Origin of the sequence: Pirellula sp. SH-Sr6A, from assembly GCF_001610875.1 — a bacterium.
In the GTDB taxonomy this organism is placed as follows: domain Bacteria; phylum Planctomycetota; class Planctomycetia; order Pirellulales; family Pirellulaceae; genus JBKCUI01.
Genome location: NZ_CP011272.1, coordinates 6,316,381 through 6,337,659, shown reverse-complemented (window position 1 = coordinate 6,337,659; position 21,279 = coordinate 6,316,381). Strand labels below are relative to the sequence as shown.

Below are 21,279 nucleotides of genomic sequence, written 5' to 3'. Positions count from 1 at the left end.
CCCACTCTTACCGCCTTTGCGCCTTTGCGCCGTGGCGCGCAACTTCCTCCCAGTCTCAATCCAAGAAGTTTCTCGCCAAGGCGCTACGATCGCAAAGGGAAGGCAATAAGAGAAAACAGTGGAGGATGATGGAGATTGAGGGGCTTCGCAAAGTGATCCGATGGCAGTCCCAAACGAACATTTATCGATTCCATCCCTACCTCTCACTCTTACCGCCTTTGCGCCTTTGCGCCGTGGCGCGCAACTTCCTCCAGTCTTAAAACAAGAAGTTTCTCGCCAAGGCGCTACGATCGCAAAGGGAAGGCAATAAGAGAAAACAGTGGGGTATGATGGAGAATGAGGGGCTTCGCCAATTGATCCGATGGCAGTCCCAAATGAATATTGATCAATTCCATCCCCTACCTCCCTCCCACACCCCACTCTTACCGCCTTTGCGCCGTGGCGCCGTGGCGCGCAACTTCCTCCAGTCGAGGACCGGAATCCTTATCGGTCACCTTGAATCATAACCATTCTCGATCGCGATTATGGAGTGTAGGATAGAGCCGATTGATGGTGAACTCTTGATGGATGAATCGCTCGTGCCTAAGAAACAAACTGGGACATCGCAACCTCACCGTTCTATAACTCCCCCAGAGAACAGTGGAGGATTTTCTCGTCCTCGCAAGCCCCGGTTCGCAGCCATTCGGTTTGCGATTGTCGCGTTATGGTTGTGGACTGCAGCCAGTCAGATGGGGCGTATTCATCTCGTCTATTCCTACAGCACAATTGCGACACTTCCATCGCTTCTCGAACCGTTTGGCGCATCAGTCCTTGGTTTGGCCGGAAGCGTACTCCTGGCGGTTGGCTACTACGTCTTGGCGGATCGAGTGGGGAGAGGTACGAGAGAGAGTCAACAATCGTTCACTCGGTCGGATCGGATTCTATTGCTTGCGAGCACTCCCTCGTTTTTGTCCATATTACGAAGTATTGCACCGGAGGTTTTTCCTGCGACGATCTGGGAGCCCATTTGGTTCAGTGGATGGACCGGATTGGCTTGGTGTATTCTCCTCGGCGAAGGACACCCAGTTCGGAGTCAGGCATCCGAGGCGCCTGCTGGCGGAACGGGTTGGAATCATCGCGCATGGAGGTACGCAGCCCTTGGGTTTCCCATGGCGCTTTGTTTGTGGTGGAGCTGGCAATCGGAAGCGGCGTATCAATCTTTTCTGTTGGGCTTCAATGACGGTGGTCACTTTGCGCAGCGAGTGGCCAATACGGCCGAGGGCCGCGGGTTTTTGTTAGAGTCGCCTGTGTTGCCTCCATTCTGGGACCATTTCAATCCAGGGTTATTGCTCTTTGTTCCTGTTTGGTGGATCGTTCCCGATATCCGCATCTTTTTCGTCGCACAACCGTTGGCATTCGCCGTTTCTGGATGGTTGATTTATGGCATGGCGAGGCGGATAGGAGGGACTCGAGGAGTAAGCGCGATTTGGAGCGTCGCTTGGATGCTGCATCCAAGCGTAGGGCAAATGAATTTGGCCTACACGTACAGTTGGCATCCAATCGTATTCGCGATTCCCTTTTTGTTGGGATCGATGCTGCTCCTTTTGCAGCCATCGGCCAAATCTTCCTTTTCACGGATGGGGGCGATCTTATGTGCGATCGTCGCGTGCAGCTTTGAAGAAGGGGTGATCGTGGTTGTCGGATGTTTTGCTGCTGCGATGGGACTGCGAGCTCTTTGGGGGCGGGCCTCTTTGTTTGATCGGCAGAAAGATGTCGATCAGATTCGTGCTTGGCAGTGGGGATGCGTTTGGCTTGTGACCGTCGTCTGCTTCTTAGGGGTTTATCGTTGGAGCGGTCTTGCTCCGTTTCAATCGGCACGCTTCGCGCGATTGGGTGGTACGACGTTTGAGATTTTGTTATCTCCGTTATGGAAGCCGTCCGAGTTTTTTGGGTTGTTGGGACGCCCTCGCAATTTGCCGTTCCTCGCTATTTGGTTGCTACCCGGCTTGATCGGAAATGGATGGCGAGCTCCGTGGACGTGGTTGGCGATGGCGCCACCGTTTCTCGTGTTGCTCGTATGGGAGCATCAGCCCGCGCAGTCGATTGCTTTCCAATACACAGCCTGTATGCTGCCCCTACTTTATTTCGGATCGATCGCAGGTGCCCCCGATTCTCGAGCGACCGGAGAGGCGACGGGGTGGGCGACAGGTGCAACCGTATCGGCGATGGTTCTCTCGTTTTATTTCGGTCAGTTGCCATGGAGTCAGCAGACTTTGTTGGACGTGCAAGCACGGACATATGGTCAAGAGGATGCAAGCTTGAGGCAACGAGGTGGGGAAGATTCGGAATGGGCTCTGGCGCAGATCGAATCCTTGCGAGCATCCGGGGAGCTTCGGGTATTGGCTACAGGGAGGGTCGCCATGCACTTTGTAGGGTGCCGGGATTTGGAAACGGTGGGGCAATTCTGGCAGCGTCGAAAGGACTTGGCGGAGCACTTTTCCGACTTGCGGGATCCCGTGTTGGCGTATGACTTGGTTTTTCTGGATAGAAACGAAGAGTTTCAGCAGACGCGAGAAGAGACCGCTCGACTGCGTGAAGAACTGGTGAAGTGGGGTTTTCGGCGGGTCGCTTCCGAGCATGGTTTCGAGGTGTACCGGCAGGGGAATTCTCCATAACGCAACACCGAAAACGCGATCTAAGTACGACAAATTTCCGCCACTGCAAGGACGGATTCCTTTGAAGGCCCATTGAAATCGAACTATAGTGGAGGGTCCTCTCTTGATACCGCCCCATTGCTCGAGATCTTCGTTCGTATAGTCCATGAACACTTCTAAGACGGACAGGTTTGGCTTCACGCTCGTAGAGCTTCTCGTGGTGATCGCAGTCATTGGATTGTTGGTCGGATTGCTTTTGCCTGCAGTTCAGGCCGCGCGCGAAGCAGCGAGGGCCATGCATTGCAAGAACAATCTGCATCAGATTGTCTTGGGGGTTGAGATGTTTCACGACACCCGCAAATCGTACCCTCCCGCTCGATATCAGCCCCGGCCCGGGGACTCGCCGGCGTTTAGCTGTGGCGGAAAGGAGACGACTTGGTTAGTTCGGATCATGCCTTACCTGGAGGCGGGCAATTTGGAAAGTGAGTGGGATTACGCGATTCCCTATGCTGACCATCCCGAAAAGATACGGGTCACGACGTTACCGACATTCTGTTGTCCATCGCGGAGAACCGCGGGCGATGCAACGGGAAACGGATTGATTGTAGGGGGAGGAACTCAATGGATTCGCATTCCCTGTGGGTGTTGGATTCCCATAGGTAGTACCGATACGAATTTATCCGGAGCGGTCGGAGATTATGGAGGGAACCACGGGGATCTTTCTCCAGGCAACAGCGGTTTGCCCACGGATTTTCTTTACGGCGGGAATGGGACGGGGATTATCATCTCCGCCCGAGCGCGTTGTTCCGATGGGATGCCTAGGACTTTTGAGGATCGGGTCACGCAGGCCATGGTTACGGACGGATTAAGCAACACGATCCTAGCGGGGGAGATGCACGTACCGATTGGACGACTGAAGCAAGCTCCGTTTGATGCGTTCATCTTCAATGGAGATCATGTTTTCAATACGGGTCGTATTGGAGGTCCCACCATGCCTATTGCCAGAAACTTGCGGGGCGAGGCGGACGACTTGGTGCGATGGGGAAGCTGGCACACCGGCGTCTGCAACTTCTCCTTTGCCGATGGCAGTGTTCGATCGGTTAGCAGCAGTATTGACACCGACACCCTGGGAATGCTTTCGAATCGCAAAGATGGTCAGGCGCACGAATATGCAGATTGAACCTCATTTGTCTTCCAGGGGAAGGTGGAGGATCATTGCGATGGTCGTATGGTCTACGAGCTGGATCGCGGGTTGCGATCGAGGTCCTACGATTGCACCAGCGAGCGGAATCGTCGTCTTCGAAGATGGCACACCCGTCAAGGTAGGGACCATTGAGACCAAGCATTCGGAATGGGAGGGAGTTCAAGCTCGAGGATCGATTCGAGCGGACGGCACGTTTGCGTTAGGAACGTTTGAGGAATCGGACGGCGCGGCGGTAGGGGAGCATCGCTGTGTGGTGGTACAGTTTGTCATGACCGAGGATGTGCCTGGATTCAAGCCGAGTACGGAAGGAGTCGTCAATCCGGTGCATGCCAGTTATGCTACGTCAGGATTGAGTATCCAAGTCCCTGAAAAGGGGACGTCGGAGTTGAAGTTGGTTGTTCGCGGAGTGAAATCAGGACGTGGGGCCAAGCGAGGGCATGGGGAGCACCAGGAATTACCGGAAGGGGCGACCCCCGCGACACCTTAAAGGTTCCATATCCACCCACATCGGCTTGGAGGCAGAATGAAACGAGGCCCATTGAATCGAAACTCGGGGAGGCTGGAGCGACTGGATTTGGATTGGGATAGCGAAGGGGAGATTCCGAATGACGTCTCTGCGATGCTTGCAGAGGCCGACTCGATGTTGCAGCGATATTGGGATCAATGGCATCAGAAGCCTATTGAGCAGTACGTCGCTTGTGACTTTCGGGACGTTTGGAGGTCCTTGTCCGCGGTGACCGAGCAAAGGTTGGCGACGGGCAATACATTCGTCGAATGGGGATGTGGATTTGGAGTGGTAACGGGGCTCGCGTCCTATCTCGGTTGGGAATCGGTCGGGATCGAGGCAGAGCCATTTTTGGTGCAGCAGGCGGTAGCCTTCCTTCGCAAAACGGACATGAAAGCTCAGATCGTCTGTGGTAATTTCTTGCCACGCGGTGCGGAGCGATTGGCGGGCCATCAAGCCAATCATGCCTCGTTATTTCATCAAGTTCCGTCGGCATATGACGAGCTTGACTTACAATGCGATGACTTTTCATTAGTATTTGCATATCCTTGGCCGGGAGAGCACCGATATTTGCAAGAGGTTTTCCGAAACTATGCGGGGGATCAAGCTTTATTGCTGATGTTTCTTGGCCCTTACGAGATCGAATTGTTTCGGAAGCACCAATCCTAAATTGCAATGAAGCTTAAAAGCCAACCGGATGATTTCCAGGTAGAAGAGATGACAAACGTGCGTCCTTCTCGAGGTGCATTCGCGTTTTATCGACTGGAAAAGCGCGGAATCGGAACCCCCGAGGCGGTCAGCGCGATTCTGCGAGACTGGAATCTGCCTCGCCACAGTTTGAGTTACGGTGGTCTCAAGGATCGGCATGCAGTAACGTCTCAGTATTTGACCATCCACAAGGGGCCGAGTCTCAATCATGAAGACCGCTCTTACCGCCTCGACTATCTAGGCCAGATCCCTCATCCCTACCATGCGAGAGATATCCAGGCCAATCGATTTGAAATCTGCCTTCGCAATTTGACACACGAAGAGCATGGGGTCATCGAACGGCGATGCGACACCGTTGGTCATTTTGGCGTCGTGAATTACTTCGATGATCAGCGATTCGGTTCGATCGGCTTTTCCGGTGACCTCATCGGTGCATCTTGGTGCAAAGGGGATTACGAGCGGACGCTCTTTCTCGCGATGGCGGAGGAGAATCCACACGACCGAGGGAGAGAGCGCGAGCAAAAGGAATTGATGCGTACGCACTGGGGAGAATGGATCCATCTCAAGCAGGTGTTGGATCGGTCGCATCGACGGAGCGTGGTGACGTATCTTTGCGATCACCCAACCGATTTCAAACGTGCCGTTGCATTGATCCGACAAGACATGCGAAGTATTTACTTGGCAGCATTTCAGAGCTGGGTTTGGAATCGATGGCTCTCCGCACTGATTGACGCGGCCTTGCCCGAGGATTGCCGAATTGCGATCCCATCGAAGTGCGGGTTGCTGTCGATTCCCCATGTGGCGTCGCCGAGCGGTCCGATTCCGAGTTCGGTTCGAGAGCTGCAACGCTTGGAGCTACCGCTGCCATCGGCGAGGCAAAAGGACTGGGACCCAGCGACGCTGCCGACGCTGGAGGCCATCCTTTCTGAGCTTGGAATGGAAATTCGCGAAATGCGATTGAAGTATCCGAGAGATACTTTCTTTTCCAAAGGAATTCGGCAGGCATGGTTGAAGCCGCATGGTTTTCAAACCAAGTGGGAAAGTGACGAGCTTCATAACCGAAAGCTCGCACTGCGTCTCTCGTTTGAGCTCCCGAAGGGTTGCTATGCGACTATGGTAGTGAGAGCGATCGCGACGGATCAAATGTCCCAACCCGAATGGGACGAAGCCGAAGAAAGCGCCGAAGAAGTGAACGAAGAGACCGATTCGTCGGGTAACGACGAAGCTTCCTAAAGCCTTGCATTCCCGTGTCCATGCAGTACCTACCTTTAGTCCAACCGATATGAACGAATCGAAAGTTTCTTCGCCCGCCACGCAACAGCTCGAGAAGAGAACGACTTGGATCGTCAACATCCTGTCGATTGCTATTCCTTTGATGGTCGCGTTGCTATTGGGAATCCGAACGAAAGTCGATTTGGGAACTTGGACAAAAGTCCTGCCTCATTGCATCGGTGCCATCAACACTTTGACATCGATCTGTCTGGTAGGGGGGATTATCGCTCAGCGACTGGGAAAGATAGGGGCCCATCGGGTCATGATGACCTCGGCATTTTCCCTCGGAGGAGTTTTCTTGGTTTGCTACGTCACCTATCATCTGTCGAACGAGTCGACCCGATATGGTGGCGAAGGTATTTGGAGGGGTGTTTACTACACGGTGCTCATCTCGCACATCCTCCTATCCTTGGTTGTATTGCCATTCGTTCTGCGCGCGTTTTTGTTCGCGTTCACGCAGCAGATCGCGAGACACCGACAGGTTGCGAAATGGGCATTTCCGATATGGCTCTATGTCTCGGTGACCGGGGTTATCGCCTATCTTATGATCTCACCCTACTACACCAAATAGTCGGTTCACACCGACGGTCGGTGACATTCCGTAGCGTGCCATCTGTAGCGATCAGTGGCCGCTTTTTGCAGCAGGCTTCTTGGAGGAGCTAGCCCCGTGTCCAGAGCTACCGTGCCCCGAGCTGCCGTGACTGGATGCTTTTGCTGCTCCATGGCCGGAGGATTTCGACGCTCCATGGCCAGTCGATTTGGCAGCGCCGTGACCCGATGACTTGGCCGCCCCGTGACTATTGGACTTTAAGGGTGCGTGGCTGGATGCTTTGTGTCCGGAGGATGGCGAAGCCCCATGCGAGGAATCGACTCCATGATCGGAACTTTCCCCATGATCTTCGCTATCACCATCGCCGTGAGATTCGTCCTGTTCTTCGGACTCCGATTCTCCGTTTTGGGCGCGAAGGGTGGCAACCAGTTGGCGAGGTGTATTCGGCGCGCCTCGTGAGACGAACTCTAGATTCACAGATCCTTTGGGCTCGTGCAATTCGGTGATCACCAAATCGTCGATGGAAGAATTTCCAATCGTTTGCACCATGACATCCAGAAGCTGCGATTTTAAGTCTGCGAGGTAAGGGTCTGTCAAGACGCGGCTGTCAATCTGTCTCAAGTGCTCTTCGAGCGATTGTCGAATTTGAGCTTGATTCAGTTCGATCAATTGCCGGCTCTTCATCCGGTGGTTGATCGGTACAATAGCGTAAAGGCGCATCGAAATGGGAGCCTGTCTACCTGCCTGGAAGGCTAGATAGCTTCCAAGATCAACTTCGCAAGAAGCATCGATTTTCGCCATCGAGGCTTGATAGCGAATCAGACCGACGATGCTCGCATGCAGGCCGATCATGACCAACACAAGCATGGCAATCCAGTAGCGGCGAAGGGTTTCCAACATAGTGGACTCAAACGTTAGATGAGTGATGGGTATCCAGGCGTGCGAATCCGTTTGTAATATCGATTCAGATAACCGTAGGTCACAACTTTTACAGCGCCGAATCAGACTTCGAGAAATGAGAGAGAAAACGTGTCGGAAATACTATTCGAAAGTCCCTTGCTAGTTCTTGGGTTCGGTGTGTTGTTCACGATCATCGCCGGATACGCATGGATTCAGACCGGGAACCCTTGGGCCAGAAACATTGCAGCAGGCATTGCAATGTTAACCATTCTTCTCGTTTGGTTGGGCTATTCCGTGCAGACCGATCGAGAGCGAGTGATCGAGATGTTGCAAGACGCAGCAGCCGAGTTGCAGGGAAACGAGGTAGCCAAGATCCGAGCACGCGTTCACCCGAATGCGACGGAAACCGTTCGTAATGCTCTGAACCGACTGGATTCGGTCCACTTTTCTGTGGCACGCGTTTCCAAGATTCACAATGTCGAGATCAGACGTGGAGCCACGCTGACCGCTCAAGTGCGAATGAATGTGTTCGTAGAGGTCGAATCACAAGGATTTGAGGCGAAGACTCCTCGATGGATATTGCTCGATTTGGAGGAGCACGAGGGCCAATGGAAAGTGATCCACTTTGAGCATCGCAATCCACAGCATGAATTCGTTGGAGGGGAGGCCAATGACATCCCCTTTCCATCTCTCAACGATTAACGCGATTCGAGATTCTCGTCGTCAATCATACCTTCGTCGATACCGAGGGCCGTTTGCAGACGGTCGAATTCTCGAATCATCGAATCGGTGCTGCTATGAACATGTTCCGCTTCGGAGATAAACCGAATGGACTCGTCTGGATAAACATCGTGCGCGATCAAAACCTTTTCAAATTGGTCGAGAGGAGCGCCATAGCAGAGCAGCATCTTGTGTTCGTCGAATTGAATCTCTTGCTGCCGATGAGGGTTTAGTACGGCAATCCCCGTGCATCCGTCGTTGAGCAAGAGGTCTTCGTGGTCATAGAGGATACTCTTGAGAACGGGCATATCGATATGTTCCCGGTACAAGTCATTGTGCTCCCCCGAAGCGCCGTGGTGGCTCGTTTCGAGCACTACGTCGACTTCTTCTCCCAAGCAATCGATCAAGTCAATAAAAAGATCGAAAAGTCTCTCGCGAGATGCAGCGGCCATCAAAACGGGGACCTGCTGGTTCGTCTTTGGATCGATATACGAGTCATGCCGAAACCCTTGTTTCGGAACGACCTGCAAATCGTAACTTGGGCGAACAGCCTCGGTGAGGTCAAAAGCTCCGTATCGATACACCCCCATGTGTGCCTCGAGTTCTTCGCTGCTCAATTGCGCGAAGCTCGAGGTTGGGGTGGAGCGGGAGTTGCTCTCACAGGCAGGATTGGATTTGCTGGCAGGAAAGCCGGAAGCGTTTCCCATCATGAGTCTCAAGGATACGAGGTTCGAAGTGATTCATCGCGTCCCTCGTCCGGTGAGGAACAACCAAAGTTAGGTCACTTCCTCCAACGCACAGCCCAAATCAATCGAAATCCCAATGATTTTCGCGCCTCACAATCGTTACAATCTGATTAGTTTCAAGCGAAGCTCTCGAATTGCGAGGTCATCCACCAAGACCACGAGCGTGTTTCGCACATAATGTTGGAACAAAGTCCTCTCCGGAACGATCTCTCCACGTCAGCACGATTCGAATCGACGACACCACGCGGAAGCACCCATCGCATTTATGAAATCGCCGATCCATTACCTTTTCGTACTCTCGCTCGCCTGTCTACTCCCCTCGCTAGGCTGCAGTCCTTCCCAATCGGACCAAGCCTTGGATCCTGCGACCGCAGTGAAGGCAGTGCAGCGCCCCGAGCCTTCGGCCTCCCCATCTCACGAGGGAACGATTCCGCCTGAACCGCAGACTAAACAACCCGATGCACCCCAGAACTCCGATTCCGACGACTCCTCTCCGTTTAAGAACCCGCCCACATCATCGGGCGGAGCCAATCCCCGTCCGGCGACCGAGAGTGGTAGCATTCTGAAAGGGGGTGTCGCGAAAGACCCGGTGGAAGCCATTCGACCGGTGATCGACGATCCGTCCGAGAATTGGATCGATTGGAAAAAGCTTCCCTTGGAGATCTGGGAGCTTTCATTCTTAGGACAGCGTCCCGTCGGAACATCTTCCCGGCTTTATCAGAAGTCGCGAGGGCTCGATGGAGATGTGATCCGCGTTGAAATGAACAGCATATCTCGAGTTTCCATCGCGGGAAAAACATCGTTGCAGCGATTGCAACTCATCACCCAGGAACTGCCGAACGGTCAGATATTGCGGCTCGACGGGAGTCTTCAAGTCGGTGACGTCCATAATCGATTCTCCGGAATTGTCGCCGATGATCAGCTGAGAATCGACATGAATACCGGCGGCAGGCCGCTCCGCACCAACATAACCTGGCTCGATGACTTCCGAGGCCCTTTCGCGGTCGAACAATCGCTGCTTCGACGTCCGATGTCGCAGTCGGAGATTCGATTGGTGAAGAACTTTGACCCGATGATCGGTCGAATGGTGGAGGCGGAATTGGAATACAAAGGATCTTCGCGCTCGCCGACCATGATTCAGGGATCGATCGAGCTGCAAGAGGTTTCTGTAACCCAACGGGACGGAGATCAGTTAGTGAAGTCCACGCTTTGGACCGATCCATCCGGCGAGCCGATGAAGTCCTATTTCCCTGGCCTCGATATTCGTGTGTTCCGAGTGACGGAAAATGAATCGATCGACTTTACACGCCAATCGGAATGGCTCGTTGCTTTGGTGCCCATTCTCGATATCGGTTCGAACGAGAAAAGTACCAACCCGGTAGAGAAAAAAATGGCTCAGGCTGAGGCGGTTAGTTTCCGGGTCGTGCATAACAAGGAGGATCCCTTTGTATCCCTCTCGCGCAAAACGAATCAGTCGATCAAATCGTTGGACGCACGCTCAGCGCAGGTCACCTTTCACCGTACTCCAGAGGGGATCCAACTCGAGGGAATCGAGGCGGAAGAAGGTCCTCGCGAGGAATGGACCGCCGCGACAAAGTGGGTTGATTTCAAATCGAACCGATGGCAAGCATTCCGGAATTCGATCGCTACCCCCGCGCTGCGCGACGGGCTGAGTGAGCGGGCCAAAGCGATCGCGTTGCGAGATGCTTTGCGTGCAGCGATCAAGCCATGGAAAGGGGAACAGCAGATTCGCACGATCGAAACGCTTTTACCCGACCTTTCCTGCAATACCACCGAGCACGCTTTGTTGTTAGCGCACCTCCTGCGGGATCAAGGCATCCCAACAAGGCTCGCTTTGGGATACAAAGTCGAGGAGAGCGACGAGAATTTCATCGGAGTGCTCGATTGCTGGCTCGAAGCGTACGACGGAAAGCACTGGTTTGCAATCGACGAGTCAGAGGTAGAGGAGGGCGTGTGGGCAGGCCGGATCAAAGTTCGGGAATCGGACTTCAAGGATAGTGCGTTGTACGATGAATTGAGATCCGTCGCGACTTGGGCGCAGGGTGCGACGATTGAATTGCTCCCATAACGACGCGTCATGATGACCACCCGCACATACCGTAGGTTGTTTTGGTGCGTAATGGTCGCAGCGTTTGCGCTGCGCATCAGCGCGGCGATTGTTTGGCAATCCGGATCGAAAGGAGAAGCAAGTCCCTTTCGATTTGGAGACAGCCATTCCTACTGGGTTCTCGCCGAACAAATTGCGCACGCGAAACCCTATCAATACGGCAGCGAGAATGCACGGATATTTCGAGCTCCTCTTTATCCACTGTTTTTGTCCATGGCCGTGTGGATCACAGGAGAAGAGGGGGACCAACCGGACTGGGCTTCGATTCTACTAGCCCGAACGTTCGGCATTCTGATTGGCCTATCCGGGCTCGGAATTGTGATGCATACAGCAAAGGAGCTAGCAGGAAGCGTGGCTGGGATCGTGGCGGGGCTCCTGGCAACGATCTATCCGGGAGCCATTGGCATGAGTGTTTTTCTCCTCAGCGAAGCCGTATTTTGCCCCTTGATGTTGCTGGCGCTATATGGGTCCTGGAGATCCTTAAGGTCGGAATCGCTCCAAGCCCAATACACGTGGGGGCTCGTGGCCGGCACGGCTATAGGGCTTGGTTGTTTAGCGCGCCCCAGCTGGAGCTTATGGGGGGTTGCGCTAGGGGCCTATGTCTTGATCGGCGCTGGCTGGCGAATGACGAGAGAGCCGCCGTGGTCTTGGAAAGCAGCATTCGGAAGTTTGGCGCTCACGGCGTTTGCCATTGTTCTCACCATGTCCCCGTGGTGGATTCGCAACTATCAAATCACCGGGAAATTTGTTCCAACTACCCTCCAGGTGGGGGCGAGCCTTTACGACGGTTGGCACGAAGGGGCCACAGGGAGCAGCGACGAAGGCATGGCATTCACGCTTGAGCATTTGCTAGCACAACAACAGGAAGATATCGCCGCGACCGCACGTGGGGAAAAGCTGGAGTCCACGTTTGAATGGCGAGCGGACCGTCGCATGCGTCAGGCTGCAGTCTCGTGGGCTTGGGAGAATCCCAGCGAGGTGCTGCGATTGGCAGGGGTGAAGCTGTTGAAAACGTGGAGACCGATTCCCGTTGCAGCCGAGTTGGGAAACACTAGCGTGAAGGTAGCGGAAGGTGCGATCTACTTGGCCATTGCACTCCTCGGGGTGGTAGGGGTGTGGGGGACAAGGCGGCAGGCGGGAGCTTGGATCTTTTTATTACCGTGCCTATATTTTTCGCTACTTCACATGGTATTTATTGGGTCGGTTCGCTATCGTCAACCCGCCGTCCTGGTTCTTTGTATACTGGCGGGAGCCGGGGCGAGTCTGATCATGACGCATCGTTCGCGACGGAATCGAGAGCAGGGAACCACTTAGACAGCAAATTCGCCAAGGATGGCACACAAGGCAACGGAATCGATCGACAGTCCCAAATTGCATGTCTCGCCTCGCAGCTGCGAAAGCGAACGCCGGTTTCGAAATGCGCTTTGGTGGGTGATGGCGTTGCTCGTCATCTGTTTTCTCGGCTATTTCTATGCGGTAGAACGATTCGACCAGAAGCTGACCGGCGAGATCCTCAAGCGTCTTCAAACCGAATTTCCCAAGCATGTCGTGCAATTGGATCGAGCGACCCTTCAACCGGGCAAGTCGATTCGCCTCGAGGGTATTCGAATTCTGCGACCGACATCCCATGGAACTCGTGAAGTCCTCCGGTGCAGTCGTTTGATTTGTATTGGCCCCATCGATTGGGTGTCGCTCGCGCAAGGTCAACTGGCGGTCAATCATGTGATCGCTGACGGGGTCGAGATAGGCGTTTGGCCCATAAGCAGCACCCAATGGAGCATCCAAGAACTCAGCAGTGCCAAACCGATTCCCGAGAATATGCCGCTCGTCGAATTGCGATCGGGATTGATTCGTATTGGTGGCGAGACCGGAAAGGGTGAGCGTGAGATCGTTTGCCATGATCTCAAGGCCAAACTCGATCTCCTTCCACGAGTTCTCGATGGCAAGGTGCAGCCGATTGTTTTAGGCGTCGAGGCGAGTGTTGCAAGCAGCTACTTTCAATCGTTGGGAATTCGCGCTCGGGTGAATCAAACCAAGACCGAATGGGTAACCGATGGCCGTCTTGAAAAACTCGAGTTTTCACCCAGTCTCGCCTCCCAGCTTCCAAGTTGTTTGCATCAGTTGGTTGCACCGGTCGATGGCCTCACCATCGAGACGAGTATGCAATTCGCGGCGAACAAGTCGGCAACTGGATTGTCCTACCATGTGAGAGGTGGAGTAACTAACGGACGGTGGCGCCATACGAAAATCCCATTCCCACTAGACGAAATTCAAGGTGATTTTTCGTGCGACAATGGGAACTTGCAGGCTCGCAATTGGAAGGCACGCAGTTCCAACGCGGTCATTCGCGCCGATGCCGACTGGAATGGCTTGACCCAATCCTCGCCTGGCATGGCATTGATCGACGTCGAAGATTTGGACTTGGACCAGCGTTTGTACCAATCACTTCCCGCCGGCATGCAAGAAATCTGGCGCAGGATTCGGCCGAGCGGAGTGATCGACGCCCACGCCGAGGTTGGATTTGATGGAGAAAGATGGACTCCCGTAGTTCAGGTTCAAGCGAAAAATGGAGCCGTGAATGCCGACTATTTCCCCTATCCTATTTCGGGCATATACGGGGAGTTTGTTTATCGGGACGGAGTATTGTCAGCACCCAGTTTGGTGGGCGTCGCGGCCGAGCGAAAAGTGTCGGCAGCCCTGGAATTGGTCAAGGCGCAGCCGCGATGGTTGATGGATTTCAAAATCGCCGCCGATGGTGCAATTGCCATCGACGAGAATTTGATACGTGCGCTCACGCCGCGGGGGGTAGAGCCGGGTCCTTTCCAAACCTTTGTCGATTCACTGCATCCTCAAGGTACGGTTCATCTGAAGTACGGACGCTTTCAACGCACTGCTGACAATCCCGATGTGATTTCTAAGTCGATCGAGCTGACTTTTTCGGAGTGTTCGATCAAGTACGATCAATTCAAATATCCGATTGTCGACGTTCATGGAGAAGCGACGATCGACAACCAACGGTTGATCCTCCGAGATTTTGTTGGGCGAAACGACGGTGCTAGAATCAAAGCCTTCGGACTATGCCAAGGGAAAGAAACGGGCATCGAAGTCTTGGATCTGGAGTTCAACGCGTACGATGTGCAACTCGATGAAGAATTGCATACCGCGTTACCAGGTAGCGTAAAGAGTCTTTGGGATCAGCTACAGCCAACTGGGTCGATGGACCATGTTCAAATCTTAATTCGAAAGGATATTGCCAGCGAGCCTCTGGATATCCGCGTCGAAATGAATGAAGTGCGAGACTCGAGCGAGAGTGTCGGTCGGACCGTTTCCTTTCGTCCCACCTCGATGCCTTATTCGATCCACGATGTCTCCTGCTGTATTAAGTATCGGCCCGGGCAAGTGGATGTGGTGTCATTGTCGGGAGTGCACGACGCGAGTCGCTTGCAAGCCGAGGGACATTGCAGACTGCACAAGGACGGAACGTGGGACGGGACCGTTTCGTGGCTCCCCTCCACTCGATTCATTGTGGACCAAAACCTTTTGAAATGCCTGCCCGTCTACCTTCGCGACCCTTTGATGCGAGTCGATTTTCGAGGACCTGTCAGCATCATGGGCTCGACCCAAATCTCATCCCCCCGATCGCAAGAAGAATCCATCGTTCGCGCGTGGGATCTGAGTCTTCAAGTCGAAGACGGTCGACTCGGGGGCGGCGGAATCGCATCCGGAATTCGAGGAGCCATCGCCCTGCATGGACTGAATACCAGTTCAGGTCCTATGGCGTTCGGAAAGCTCGACCTCGATGCACTCGCCATCAAAGGAGTCGCGGTCACTGGCGTGATCGGACCGTTTGCATTGACTCAAACAGACCTGATGTTTGGCCGCGACGCGATCGCGTGGCAAAAGCAAGTTCAGTTGCCATCGACATTCGAAACGACGACATCCCCCCAACAGGAACAAGTCGCTTCGGCGGTTTTCCTACAGCAAGACAACCATTCCAGTGTACAGCAAGCGTCCTTTCGAAGTCGCGTGCAAAGTCGTATCCAGGCCAGATTGGCTTCCCTCTCGGCCGAACCGCTGGATCCCGTTCCCTCCACCCCACCCGCTCCTCCCGTCCGAGATCTTCCGCCGCTCGATCTATCCGAATTCGATGTTAGGGCGCGAACCCTCAGCGGAACCATGTTCATCAGTGGCATCGAACCCTTGGATGGCAAACGGGCTCACTATCGATTGCGGCTCGTCGACTCTCACTTGAAGGATTGTTTGCTCGATTTGGGCGAGTCCAACGTTCAAACGAACGGTCGACTTTGGGTGCAATGCGATGTTCAGGGCTCGATAACCAACTTGTCCTCCATCGAAGGAAAAGGGAATGCGTGGCTGAGAGAAGCGAGCCTCTATGAACTGCCAGCCATGATCAAATTGTTTCAAGTACTAGCGGTGCGTCCCGAGCAAGGAGCATTTGACGCTGCAGATATTCGCTTTTCCATCGATGGCGAACGATTCCCAATCCAAGAATTGCAACTGGATGGAAACTTGGTCTCTGTCCGGGGCAGTGGATGGGTGAACCTACGACGCGAGCTTCATCTGAATCTGACAGCGAACGCCAGCCGCAGAACCCTCGTCGGAGCCATGATGCAACCGCTCGCCCCGAGCGACTCCGCAAACCTCCTTCGGATTGAAGTGACCGGGACGGCGTCGGCCCCGAATATCACCCGTTCCGGTCCCCTTATGAACTCTTGGTAGCATCCTGTCAGTAATTCCTGACCTATACTCATTCCATGATTTGAATCGAACTGAAATGATGACCTCCCGTCGGAGAGAACCATTTCGCTTGGCGTTCCCAAAAAGGGAGGTAACTTGCCATGCAAATTTCCCCGGCAAACTGGAGCAATCCAGCCGCTGCCACCCAGCAGGCCCTGCAGCACCCACGAGGTACGGCAGCATCCAATAACCCACCTGCGACCCCCGCCATCCCCGATGTTGGGAAAACGGAAAAGTCAGGAGACCGCGACGCCGACGAACGATACGACGGCCCCATGGCTGGCCACCCCAAACCACCTTCTCCGGCAGAGCAGTCCCCCGAATCTCCTTCACCGCAGCAAGAGCTTTCACTTCCCGCCGATAGCGGAGAAGAGTCAAAATTCGACGTCCTCGGGTAAAGGGTGTTGACAGCGACCAGAAAACACTCAATCATTATATCACTCAATCATTCGATTGATTGTTTTCGAAAGGGGTGATATGAACGAGTCGCATTCGGACTGCGAGCACACGAAGGTCGAGTCGATCGAAGTCGCGGACGCCGCGTTGTGCGAGCGAGCAGCGGCGATCTTTCGGGCGCTCGGGGAACCGAACCGGCTCAAGCTTCTCTGCTTGCTCGCCAATCGAGAATTGTGCGTCTCGGAGTTGACGCAGATTTTAAAAGATAATGTTCCTGCGGTTTCCCAAAGGCTCAAGCTTTTGAAATCGGAACGGCTCGTGAAGCAGCGGCGGCAGGGAAAGCACATTTTCTATCGCTTAGCGGATGCTCATATTCAGCATCTCATCGAAAATGGATTGGCACACGGCAGCGAACCAACGCTCGAATCAACAGAGGAGTAAGAACGGCTATGAGTCATCAACACGCGAATCACGATCATCAGCATGGTGCTCAATGCGGACATACCGCGATCAAGCATGAGGATCACGTAGACTATTTGCACGACGGTCATCTTCATCATCCGGCTGGTGCAGGCTGCGTAGAGGAACATTCGCTGTCGGTCAGCGATACGAATCCAGACGACTGCACAGGCGGACATACGTGTTCCGGACACGCTGCGGACCACGTTCATGGCCCCGGTTGTGGTCATGAAGCGGTCCCGCACGGTGATCACATCGATTACTTGGTCGATGGCCACCTGCACCATCCGCACAACGGCCACTGCGATCATCATGGCAAAGTCGAAATCGTGCGATCGTAACGACGAAGGTTTTCAAGCCGGTTTACCAATAGCCCGAGATGGCATGGAGACTGGCTGACTCGGACGCATCCGGCAGGCATTTCTCGACATGGGGGGCCTGCGCCGTGAAAAGAATATAGGTCCCTTCCGGTGGTGACATCGTCGAAGGGAGGCGAAGCAACGGATCACCAAGTAATGCTCGCCATGCTTTTTCTTCCACCGTCGCATCCTCTGCATCGATACTAGCGTAGTAGTAGCGGCCCCAAAAAGAGTCGCTGAGGGATCGTTGATTCTCCATGGGAGCATCGGCAGGGGCACGCAGCGGATTCTGGTTGTAGAAAGACATGAGTCTCTTGAATGCATCTTCCGATTCGATCGGAACCAACTCGGCTTCCTGCTTGGGCTCGATGTTTTCAATGATGTAGTGAGCGCCTTGCGTGTCGACAAAGAGTCCTAGCAGCCACTTGGAAGTACCTCGATTGATTACGGCAGGAGCCGCGGCATCGGGTGACAAGGGGCGGCGTTTCTGCACGACCTGAAGTTCCGATACGGGATGCGTGATCAAGTATTGCGATTGAATTCGAGCTGGAAGCAATCCGGAGTACACGGTTTCTTCGCCTTCTTCGCGCATCCATTGTTGATAGGTTGTGTTTTCGCTCGTGGCCCACACACGGGTCACCATCGTTTCTTTGCCGAATCGAATTCCGTCCGACGGAAGATAGGCTGAAAAGTACGACTGCCGAGACCAAACCATGCCATTGCCGTCGCGATCCACCATGGTAAGGGACCGTATTCTCGAAACCGATGTAAAGCCGTCCTTGATGAATCCGAAAGCGAACAGGGCCGTGGTCGCGCAGAATGCCAAACAGGGCATCCACAGAATGAGCCAAACGCGGCGACCTGTGCGATTGGTCCAAACAATCAACGCCGGCGCAACAAGCCCGACGAAGACAACCACGAACAAGAGAAAGCTCCAAACAGGTGTCTTGCCAACACTGGGAATGAGCCAATCCCAATAGCCCGCGCCGAACCCTCCGAGGAATCGAAGGGACGCATTCGTGATTCCGGACTCCAGGGGAAACTGATCTTTGAGCGTTCGGTCGTATGAAACACGAACGAGTCCCAAGCCCAAAGCGGCTTCGTACGCCTCTGTGGGTGTGGATTGAGCAATTTTGGATTCCAGCACTGCATCGTTCGCGACCGCTTCATCGAACGACAATCGATTCCACTGGATGAACTGTTCGCTCCATACATGGGCGAACAAGAGCTGTTGATCCAGCAATCCCAAGAGCACTTCTTTTCCATTCTCCTCCAGAAGGGATTGGAGCGGATAGGCCAACGGATTTGAGCCCCCCATCCCACCTGTTCCTCGCGCGCGATAAACACCGGTGATCACTTCGATCTCTTCGTCGATTAAGAGCTCACAAAAGGTATCCCACACGGTTCCAGGTAGCAGGTCTCCGTTTTGGTAAATGAAATCGGATTTTCGAGGCCCCGATACTACATCCATGGAAGGGTCATTTAGATTCCGCGCAGCCTTTGAACTCTCTTTCCGAGTCAGCGACTCGTAACGAAGCATTCCCCCTTCGCAAAGCTTGGCCCATATTCGAACCGGTTGGTCCGCTCGTTGAATGTTCAGTTGGCCACCGGCCTGAACATACTGCATCAACACTCGATGGGAATCGTCCGGCAATTGAAGAAAGTCTTTGCCGTCGATTTGGATCGCCCCAAAGTGCGAAAGCTCCAACCAATTCTTTGGCAATCGCTCGACCATTCCGTAGCCGTATTCCGTTTGGGAGATCAGCTGATCGGCGCGATACCAATTTCCAACTTCTGTTTGGCGATTGAGCTTTTCAAGCTCTTGGTACGCAATCCGACGGGGCCCGGAGAGACTGCTCGTCGCCCCGGAGATCAGATTCAAGAATATCTTCTGGTCTCCACTATACCATTGCCTCTGATCACCGAAGACGTAGGCGGAGAAACCCGGCAATGGACGTCCATTCAAGGTCCCCGAGATTCGCAAGTAGCTGTTCGGGCCGTCTATCTTGAACAAGACGCTGGACCGAGCTGAGAACTCTCCTCCGACAATGGAAATGGGGACCAAGCAACCGGTACTTCCACTCGAGTTGTAGTCGAAGGTCGAGATTCGCAATACCAGATTCTGGGAGGTGGGAAATCGTCCAAGCTTGGACGGGGTGATTCGAAAATGGAATCGATGGTGCCCTTTCATCGCGTGAGCCGTTTCGACCATGATCTCCGCATCCAAATCGCCGGTCTCTCCAGTACGGCGGTTGGAAAACGTTAGAAACTTTCCGCGGCTCAATTGATCAATGCTGACCGACTGACTCAAGGTGAGTTGTGAGAGCGAGCAAGTCCATGCGATCCCCCAAAAGAAAATAATTGCGATGATTTTGCTGGGCATGGAAAGCACGCGAGAAACAAAGGGCACTGATGAGGAAGTAGGAGTCTGATTGTACAGGATTTTCCACTTCCAGTTCGCTTGAGTCCCGTCGAGCATCTTTCCTCGTTTCCTCGCATCCTCGATCGGACGGGTCCCCTGTTGGCCAGTACTCCTTGGCCAACCCGCAACGTCTCGCCCGTTACAGATTACCTAGGACGCACGACGGTCATGGATTTGTTCTTGGTGGACAAGCCTGCCTAGAAGAATCGATCTTTTCGATGAAAGCGTCTCACTCCGGATAAGAGCTTGCATTCGGACGGTCGTTACAAGTTACCAGGATGATGAAGTTGCCAATACCTGCATCGGTACCGAACAACAGGGAGGAACGAGTTCAGCTCGACCGTCTCCTCCTGCGCCGATGCGCCGGTCTATTTCTGGGTTTGCTCGCGATTGCACCCTGCCACTTTCGCTTTGTCCAGGGAAAGGAAAACTCTTCCTCTCCAAGCATCGAGCCTGCCACCGATTTACTTTTGCCCACGACGGCGGCATCGGCCCGTGTCCTCTCGGCGCATCAAGTGGCGGTGATGGCAGCTGAAAACTGCAACCCAGCGAAACTACTGCTTCAAAACCATGCGAGCGAAGACCCTACGTCTCAATGCCACGACGAAGCGGTCCGCGCGACTCTTTGGGAAGTGCGCTGCGCGGCTTCTCAGCGGTTGAAGGAAGAAGCGGCACGCAATGCGCTAAAGCTCCACCATGCCCTGGCTGCCACCTTCCGCGCCGACGATCTCTTAGGACGTACTCAAGCGGAATTACAAATCCAACAGACGATTCAGGCCAAGCTAATCGCTCAGGGGATCTCCATTCCCGATGCCGGGCTGATCGATAGACTCTCCCGCGACTGGGAGGATCGAATGTTGGAGAATCGATCGAGACAATCTCAGCTTCGTATTCAACTCTCCGGGCTGATCGGGTCGGAGTGGGCATGCAGCTACCTCCCGCAGATCGAACCCGAACTGGCACCGAGCGATCAAGACGTCTGCGAGTATCTCCACCTCGCCATGAATTCCCGTCACGAGTTGTTGCTGCTGAAGCGGCTGCGGCGCTCCGTAGATGAAGATCATTTAGAGGTTTGGGATAGTTTGGCTGGAGCCTTGCTTGGGACCCCCATCGCATTTCCCTCGGGTGCTACTTGGATGAAGAAGATCCGGCGCACCGTTCTGCGCGGAGAAGTAGAGCAAGCCATTCGAAATCGGAGCCGTTGGCTCGAGACGCTTATCCAGGAACGATTGAAACAGATCACCATCGAAGTAGAAGTCGCCTACGAAGCAAAACGGGCCGCAGCGCTTCGTTGGGCGAACGCAAAGCGCTTGACGCAATCATGGGAGCGAAGGTTGCAAGAGTTGATCCAACTAGGCGAAGAAGTCGCTGGGAATCTGGCAAGTCAATCTGAGGCGAGACTGGAGCGGCTCGCCAGCGAGCGAGGCGAAATCGAGCGCTGGCTGGATTGGCATAATGCACAAACGGATCTGCTGTACGCGTCCGGCACGATCCTCTCCCAATAGCCTCAACACCCGAG

Annotated in this window: 17 protein-coding genes; 14 read left to right on the top strand and 3 right to left on the bottom strand. The window is 54.1% G+C overall.

Annotation, left to right across the window (positions count from 1 at the left end; genetic code table 11):
• The first annotated feature begins 578 nt into the window (after nucleotides 1-578).
• The 6 genes from VN12_RS24665 to VN12_RS24640 all read left to right on the top strand — a co-directional run bounded on the left by VN12_RS24665 (nucleotide 579) and on the right by VN12_RS24640 (nucleotide 6,893).
• Nucleotides 579-2,654: a DUF2079 domain-containing protein gene (locus tag VN12_RS24665; protein WP_205855147.1), complete on the top strand. Its 2,076-nt coding sequence runs from the start codon at nucleotides 579-581 to the stop codon at nucleotides 2,652-2,654.
• A 145-nt stretch (nucleotides 2,655-2,799) separates the two neighbouring features.
• Nucleotides 2,800-3,813: a DUF1559 domain-containing protein gene (locus tag VN12_RS24660; RefSeq protein ID WP_146679554.1), complete on the top strand. Its 1,014-nt coding sequence runs from the start codon at nucleotides 2,800-2,802 to the stop codon at nucleotides 3,811-3,813.
• Between the two features lie 40 nt (nucleotides 3,814-3,853).
• Nucleotides 3,854-4,324 carry a carboxypeptidase regulatory-like domain-containing protein gene (locus VN12_RS24655; RefSeq protein ID WP_146679553.1) on the top strand — a complete coding sequence of 157 codons (471 nt, stop codon included), beginning with the start codon at nucleotides 3,854-3,856 and terminating at the stop codon, nucleotides 4,322-4,324.
• A gap of 36 nt (nucleotides 4,325-4,360) precedes the next feature.
• Entirely contained in the window at nucleotides 4,361-5,011 is a 651-nt protein-coding gene (locus VN12_RS24650; protein ID WP_146679552.1) for a class I SAM-dependent methyltransferase, read from the top strand.
• Nucleotides 5,012-5,017: 6 nt separating this feature from the next.
• A complete protein-coding gene (gene truD, locus VN12_RS24645) occupies nucleotides 5,018-6,283 on the top strand; it encodes a tRNA pseudouridine(13) synthase TruD (protein WP_146679551.1) in 1,266 nt (421 codons plus the stop codon).
• A gap of 49 nt (nucleotides 6,284-6,332) precedes the next feature.
• The gene (locus VN12_RS24640) at nucleotides 6,333-6,893 is read left to right on the top strand and encodes a DUF420 domain-containing protein (RefSeq protein WP_146679550.1); all 561 of its coding nucleotides are present in this window, start codon (nucleotides 6,333-6,335) and stop codon (nucleotides 6,891-6,893) included.
• 51 nt (nucleotides 6,894-6,944) lie between these two features.
• Here the strand turns inward: VN12_RS24640 and VN12_RS24635 are convergent, their stop codons facing one another.
• Entirely contained in the window at nucleotides 6,945-7,772 is an 828-nt protein-coding gene (locus tag VN12_RS24635; RefSeq protein ID WP_146679549.1) for a hypothetical protein, read from the bottom strand.
• Between the two features lie 129 nt (nucleotides 7,773-7,901).
• Here VN12_RS24635 and VN12_RS24630 point away from each other — a divergent pair, with 129 nt between their 5' ends.
• Nucleotides 7,902-8,474: a hypothetical protein gene (locus VN12_RS24630; protein WP_146679548.1), complete on the top strand. Its 573-nt coding sequence runs from the start codon at nucleotides 7,902-7,904 to the stop codon at nucleotides 8,472-8,474.
• Here the strand turns inward: VN12_RS24630 and VN12_RS24625 are convergent.
• On the bottom strand, nucleotides 8,471-9,202 hold the full coding sequence (locus tag VN12_RS24625) for a hypothetical protein (protein ID WP_240491260.1): 732 nt from the start codon (nucleotides 9,200-9,202) through the stop codon (nucleotides 8,471-8,473). The genes VN12_RS24630 and VN12_RS24625 overlap by 4 nt on opposite strands.
• A 301-nt stretch (nucleotides 9,203-9,503) precedes the next feature.
• Between VN12_RS24625 and VN12_RS24620 the strand changes: the two genes are divergently transcribed.
• From VN12_RS24620 to VN12_RS26300, 6 genes are all read left to right on the top strand, one after another.
• Entirely contained in the window at nucleotides 9,504-11,327 is a 1,824-nt protein-coding gene (locus tag VN12_RS24620; RefSeq protein ID WP_146679547.1) for a transglutaminase domain-containing protein, read from the top strand.
• Between the two features lie 51 nt (nucleotides 11,328-11,378).
• A complete protein-coding gene (locus VN12_RS24615; RefSeq protein WP_205855146.1) occupies nucleotides 11,379-12,680 on the top strand; it encodes an ArnT family glycosyltransferase in 1,302 nt (433 codons plus the stop codon).
• 18 nt (nucleotides 12,681-12,698) lie between these two features.
• Nucleotides 12,699-16,106 carry a hypothetical protein gene (locus tag VN12_RS24610; RefSeq protein WP_146679545.1) on the top strand — a complete coding sequence of 1,136 codons (3,408 nt, stop codon included), beginning with the start codon at nucleotides 12,699-12,701 and terminating at the stop codon, nucleotides 16,104-16,106.
• 119 nt (nucleotides 16,107-16,225) lie between these two features.
• Nucleotides 16,226-16,522, top strand: coding sequence for a hypothetical protein (locus VN12_RS24605; RefSeq protein WP_146679544.1), 297 nt, complete (start codon nucleotides 16,226-16,228; stop codon nucleotides 16,520-16,522).
• A 79-nt stretch (nucleotides 16,523-16,601) separates the two neighbouring features.
• Nucleotides 16,602-16,961, top strand: coding sequence for an ArsR/SmtB family transcription factor (locus VN12_RS26305; protein WP_205855145.1), 360 nt, complete (start codon nucleotides 16,602-16,604; stop codon nucleotides 16,959-16,961).
• Nucleotides 16,962-16,969: 8 nt separating this feature from the next.
• Nucleotides 16,970-17,320, top strand: a complete 351-nt coding sequence (locus tag VN12_RS26300; RefSeq protein WP_205855144.1) for a hypothetical protein — start codon at nucleotides 16,970-16,972, stop codon at nucleotides 17,318-17,320.
• Nucleotides 17,321-17,342: 22 nt separating this feature from the next.
• Here the strand turns inward: VN12_RS26300 and VN12_RS24595 are convergent, their stop codons facing one another.
• Complete coding sequence (locus VN12_RS24595; RefSeq protein WP_146679543.1) at nucleotides 17,343-19,721, bottom strand: hypothetical protein; 2,379 nt, start codon at nucleotides 19,719-19,721, stop codon at nucleotides 17,343-17,345.
• Nucleotides 19,722-20,038: 317 nt separating this feature from the next.
• Here VN12_RS24595 and VN12_RS24590 point away from each other — a divergent pair, with 317 nt between their 5' ends.
• Nucleotides 20,039-21,265, top strand: coding sequence for a hypothetical protein (locus tag VN12_RS24590; protein ID WP_146679542.1), 1,227 nt, complete (start codon nucleotides 20,039-20,041; stop codon nucleotides 21,263-21,265).
• Nucleotides 21,266-21,279: the final 14 nt, after the last annotated feature.